The sequence below is a fragment of the Pseudonocardia ailaonensis genome (genome assembly GCF_039531635.1).
Lineage (GTDB): Bacteria > Actinomycetota > Actinomycetes > Mycobacteriales > Pseudonocardiaceae > Pseudonocardia > Pseudonocardia ailaonensis.
Map to the genome: position 1 here is coordinate 1 of NZ_BAAAQK010000040.1, position 689 is coordinate 689.

A 689-nucleotide genomic window follows, 5' to 3' on the forward strand; every position below is an offset into this window, starting at 1 on the left:
ACCTGCTCCGGAGAGGTGACGACCAGCGCGTGGAGCTGGCGCTGTCCGTCGGTCGCGGCCTGAACTGCTGCCTGGCGCGTGGTGAGCAGGATCTGCAGCGCTGCCCGGTCCGCCCCTGTACGCGGCTGGGCGAGATGGGTGCGGGCCAACGCATCTCGAGCCGCCCGCACCGCGTCGATCGGGTCGGACTTCGCCCCCGCCCGCCGGGTCGGACGGGCGGGGCGGTCGAGCTCAATCACGAGTTCGCCACGCCCGGCGAGATGCTCTGCCAGCCCGGCGCCATAACCGCCCGAGCCCTCCATCGCCCACGCCCGCACCTCGCCGTGTCCGGTGGCCAGCTCGAGCAGTTCGGCGTATCCGTCGGGGTCCGCGCACGCCGTCGCCTGGGCGAGAACCGCCCCGGTGTTCGCGGCGACGATGGCGGCGGTGTGGGTGTCCTTATGAGTGTCGACGCCGATGACGACCTCGACGAGTTCTGCGAGCATGGGCAACGCGTTCTCCTTCGACCGGACGGATGCAAGCTCCGGTCCGGTTCGGGAGACTCGGCATGACTGTGACGGGACACGCCAGCTGCTACTGGCGGTCAAGCTCCTGATCAGGCCAGCTGCTCCCGGCCGGGCCGGCAGTGAGAACGGAGAACGGACAAGTCCCTCTTGAAGGCATCGGGGCCAGTCAGATTTCGGGTCACG

At 70.0% G+C, this 689-nt stretch carries 1 protein-coding gene; it reads right to left on the minus strand.

Annotated elements, in window-relative coordinates; all coding sequences use genetic code 11:
- Positions 1 to 485 (minus strand): IS110 family transposase (locus ABD324_RS37045; RefSeq protein ID WP_344428573.1); only part of this gene is annotated, 485 nt, incomplete at its 3' end.
- Positions 486 to 689 lie beyond the last annotated feature (204 nt).